Raw genomic sequence first — 4,470 nt, forward strand, 5'->3', positions numbered from 1 at the left:
TTTAACGTGTGATAATATTTTTTCTTTATCTTATAAAATAGATAGATGGGGAAACTATGACTGATCATCCTTGCTATAATCCATAGTTTTTTCCTTCGAATCCAAAGAAATTATACCCCAAACCAAAGTTTTCTGTATAAAATCTTTGGTTTGGGGTTCAATCCAGACTTTTTTCTTTCGTTTAATAATATCAAGTTAATTGAACCTGGCGTAAATGTAATATACAAAAGCTGTGAAACCAGATAAGTACTGGCTTTGCGGCTTTTAATTCACTTTTATTGAACCTGGTACCAATGCGTAGATAAACAGCTTAAGGAAAATGATGACTTGGTTGCTATAGTTACTCTTTTAATCGCGTTGGGACTTTTGGCAGATGATATTTGGGGAGGAGTAGCTGATGATCCTGCAGCAATAGCACTATTGATGCAGGTAATTAATTATCTTAATGGAACAGCAAGTAGTCCTTGCCCTTGTTTTTGAATGGAGGAAAATATGAATATAACAACAACTTTGATAAAGAAATATTTAGGAGAAATGCTATCGGTTCATGGCTTTGAATTTAAAGGAATGAGAGGGGGAGATTGGGAGTTCGTAAAGGACACAGATGAGTATATTCAGTCAGTAACTATATGTAAACGTGAATATGATAATTTGTTGTTTTTTGAATTGTATGCAGATAGTAGAAGTGGGGGTTGCTTTTTTAAGGTCAAAGATTTGAATTTGGATAATTTTGAAATGGAATGGCATTACTCGACGAAAGAAGATGTAAATAGAATTCTTATTCAAATGGCTCAAATAATTGATCAATATGGGATACCAGAAATGGAATTGTTTTTGGAAAAAGTGAAAAACAATTATATTTATACAGATGCTATGGCAGAAATGGTTTATTATGAACACGAAAAATATGCTAAGGCGTTTATTGAGGAGAATAAAATATCAGAAAATATATGTGTTGAGAATGCGATAAAGAATTGGTTCCAAGTAATCGGTGATATTTTTGACGAAGTGAAGCGTTCTGGCAATATTCAAGATTTGGACATTGAGTTTGTCAAGATTGCATCATTTATAGGTGAAAGGATTATTGAAAAACTTGGAGGAAAATGGGAGCTGCATTTAAAGAAAAGATTTAAATATCAGAAATGTTATATAGTCAGAAAGGGCTCACATATATATCCCCAAAAGGATATACTTGCAGATCTCGAAGATGCATATAACCAAACAGGAATAGCAAATGTCGAAAGAATGAGAGAAGATTATATAGAAATGTTTATGGGAAGATAATAATGCAGTACACTTATGTATCTGACGATTTTCTTCATGGAGGAAATGTGATTAGAAGTATCATTGATGCAGATAGATTCGATAATTTAGATGAAGTAACAGCTTATGCTAAAAGGAATGTCAATTGTCTTTTAGATTTGGGCATACAGATTAACGAATCTGTAGAAAATATTGTCGAAGATCTTTTAATGTGCCCAGAAGATATGCTTTTGGGAGCAGATGGATACCTTATGACAGGGTATATTTTAAGTTCTATCAGTTCGCCACAACTTTACATCTTTGACATGGAGGGATCATCATACGCAGAAATCCTTGAAGCATCTGCAAATCTATCTGACGGAGAGATTTGCATAGAAAATGTTATACAGGAGAACGATGATTCCGCTGAATATGGTGTTAGAATTATTTTTACATGTAATGGAGTAGATAAAATCTTTATCCCAAGGTGTGATATGGGATGGATTGATGTTACTGTTTTGAGCCTGATTAATGAGGATTTAACAAAAAAAGGAAGCAACAAGTGTTTGATTTTTGGACAGAGCGCACAGATGTGTTATATCTCATTTCAGACAGAAGAATGGATGAACAGATTAAACGGTTTGCTTCCGGCAAAACTTTGTAAATTGTAGTCTAAAGCGATAACAAAAAAGGACAGCTATCTTATTTCGCCCAAATTAACTTCGGTAAAATCAATTAAATGACGTAAGGGTCAAAAGTCATTTCGATTCGAGCTTGCTCGAAATCGAATATGAATTTATGACCCGCCAAACATTCGCAAATTAGCACGTAGTGCGGATTTGCGAATGTTTGAGGGCGCAAGACATCCGGGGGATGTCTGTTTTGCGCCGACCGGAGTGGAACGTAGATGTGAGAGTTTCGAAGAAACGGAACAATCCGGTAGTCATATGGTGTCAAAAGGAACTTTTGACACCTACCTCATAATATATAAAATGATCAAGATAACCCATCACCTTTAGATGGTGGAAATATCTTGAATCATAAAATACAAATACAGGGAGATTTTATTGAAGAAAAGATTATTACTAATACTTAATGCTTTTATAGTAATGATATATATGTGCTCTGCAGCTGGATGTGGACAAAAGGATTCAGAAATTGGCTCTGAAGGAATTGCAATTAATTCTGATGGAACACCTAAAGTAGAAAGTGATGCTGCAAACTCGGCATCTACACAGGAAGTAGTACAGGATCCTTATGAGTATCTAAATCCTGCACTGGAGATACTTGGCTGGCAATGTGTTAATGATGTAGCGGCAGGGAAGGCAATAGAGCTTATAAATAAGGCAATTGAAATTGATGATAGCATTGCGGAAGCTTATAAGGCAAGAGGAAGTGCCTATATGTGCCTTGGCGACAGCATAGCAAATTTTGACAGTGCCGAAGCTGATTTTGTCAAAATGCAGGAACTTGAGCCTGATAATCCAGATGGATATCTGGGACAGGCAGAGATTCTTATAAGAAAAGGGAGAAAAGATGAAGCGATAGAGCTTCTTAATAAGGCAGCAGAGCTTATGGATGCACAGGCTATTAGTGCTACTTCTGATGCTACTTCTGATGCTGCTTCTGATAATACTTCTGATGCTACTTCTGATAATACTTCAGATAATACTACCGAGGGAAGCTCAGAAGATAATTCGGTTGGAGCATCTGATAGCAGTATTGTTGATGCGTCAAATGCAGATATTTCCAGCATGGATTCATCTGAATCTGAAGATATTGATAATACTACCGGAGACAGCGGATCTGAAGATATTGATAGTACTACCGGAGACAGCGAATCTGACATAGCTTCAGATGATGAGTTTGCAAGCAGCAAAGAGGCACGTTATAACTCCGGCATATCAGAAATATTCATGACAAGTAAAGAGGCTATTTGGGCAAGAATAGATGAACTGTCTTTGGATACATATTCTGACAGCACAGGAAGAGTCAGATATAAGACCATATATAGTGAAGATGGCACTATTATGGAATCTATATTCTATGCCTGCTATCTGTATGGTGAAGATGAATCCAATATAATAGTTTCTTATAATGCTGAAGGCACAATGCTTGCAACAGTTTTTGATTTCTTTGAAGGTACTGATAAATATGTATACGGAATGTATACAGGATCCGATACCTGGAATGTCTGCGTACCTCTTTGGACTGAAGATGGAACTATGACTGGTATCGAGACTTATTATGGCGGAAGCATAATTGCTTATGACATTTATTTATATGATTCAGAGAATGTGATGATAGGATCAGAGCAATATAATGCTTCAAAGTCACTTGAAAATACAGTGTATTTTGATGGATATTCAGCAGATAATGCAGCAAATGGGGGAGAAGGCGTAGTAGGAACACCTTCTTATACCATTGAAGATGTATATGATCTTCTGGCAGGATATGTTGAATGATTTCTGGATAGCAGCGTATGCTATGGAGAAAGGTGTTGTATGGAGAAGTATACAGGACATGAGGGCTATTCGGTACGTCCATCAGAGAGAAGAAAAGGCTATGAAAAAAGATGCTGGCTAAGGCGTTGGATTTTCTTTAGAGTTTCGGATTTAAAGAAATAGGGGCATAACAAGCACAGATGATATATAATTAAGGTTTTTGTTGCTAATACAAATCGTTTTTTGCAAGAATGATATTTTTACGTAAAAAGGTGTAGGTTGATATTCTTACGTGAAAAGGTGAAGTATAATAGCAATTCTCACGTTGGTTTTTCCACAAAAGTAGGCTTGACTACGTTAGGAATAGCACAAAAAGTGTGAGGCTCACGTAATTTTCTGCAAAAATGGCTAAAAATTACGTGAACAACCAGGAAAAAATGTAGGACTTCACGTAGGGAAGATTTAGGGAAAAATGTAGGACTTCACGTAGGGGATGATTTAGGAGCATAGAAAGCAAAGCTGATATAAAATTTAGCTATTTACGACTAGCTATAAAAAATAATAGTAATCTTTGAGATATAGAAATGTAAAAATGAAGAAGCTCGTTTGGGCAATAATTATTAACATGAAATATTAAAATATGTAATGTATAGTTGATAGACATATTAGTATTAGTAAATTACACTATTGTTAATAATAATTGCGAAAGTGTGATAAGTATGAGAAAACATTATTTGGACAATATCAGGTGGATTACTGTTGTCGTTGTGGTCATTTACCATGT

Annotated in this window: 4 protein-coding genes; all 4 read left to right on the forward strand. The window is 35.5% G+C overall.

Annotated features, from left to right (window positions below; genetic code table 11):
• The first annotated feature begins 327 nt into the window (after positions 1-327).
• The 4 genes from K6G87_RS01225 to K6G87_RS01240 all read left to right on the forward strand — a co-directional run bounded on the left by K6G87_RS01225 (position 328) and on the right by K6G87_RS01240 (position 3,707).
• A complete protein-coding gene (locus tag K6G87_RS01225; RefSeq protein WP_296832767.1) occupies positions 328-480 on the forward strand; it encodes a hypothetical protein in 153 nt (50 codons plus the stop codon).
• A 12-nt stretch (positions 481-492) separates the two neighbouring features.
• On the forward strand, positions 493-1,284 hold the full coding sequence (locus K6G87_RS01230; RefSeq protein ID WP_296832770.1) for a hypothetical protein: 792 nt from the start codon (positions 493-495) through the stop codon (positions 1,282-1,284).
• Positions 1,285-1,286: 2 nt separating this feature from the next.
• Entirely contained in the window at positions 1,287-1,913 is a 627-nt protein-coding gene (locus K6G87_RS01235) for a hypothetical protein (RefSeq protein WP_296832772.1), read from the forward strand.
• Positions 1,914-2,309: 396 nt separating this feature from the next.
• Positions 2,310-3,707: a tetratricopeptide repeat protein gene (locus K6G87_RS01240; protein WP_296832774.1), complete on the forward strand. Its 1,398-nt coding sequence runs from the start codon at positions 2,310-2,312 to the stop codon at positions 3,705-3,707.
• Positions 3,708-4,470 lie beyond the last annotated feature (763 nt).

Source organism: Butyrivibrio sp., from assembly GCF_024699075.1.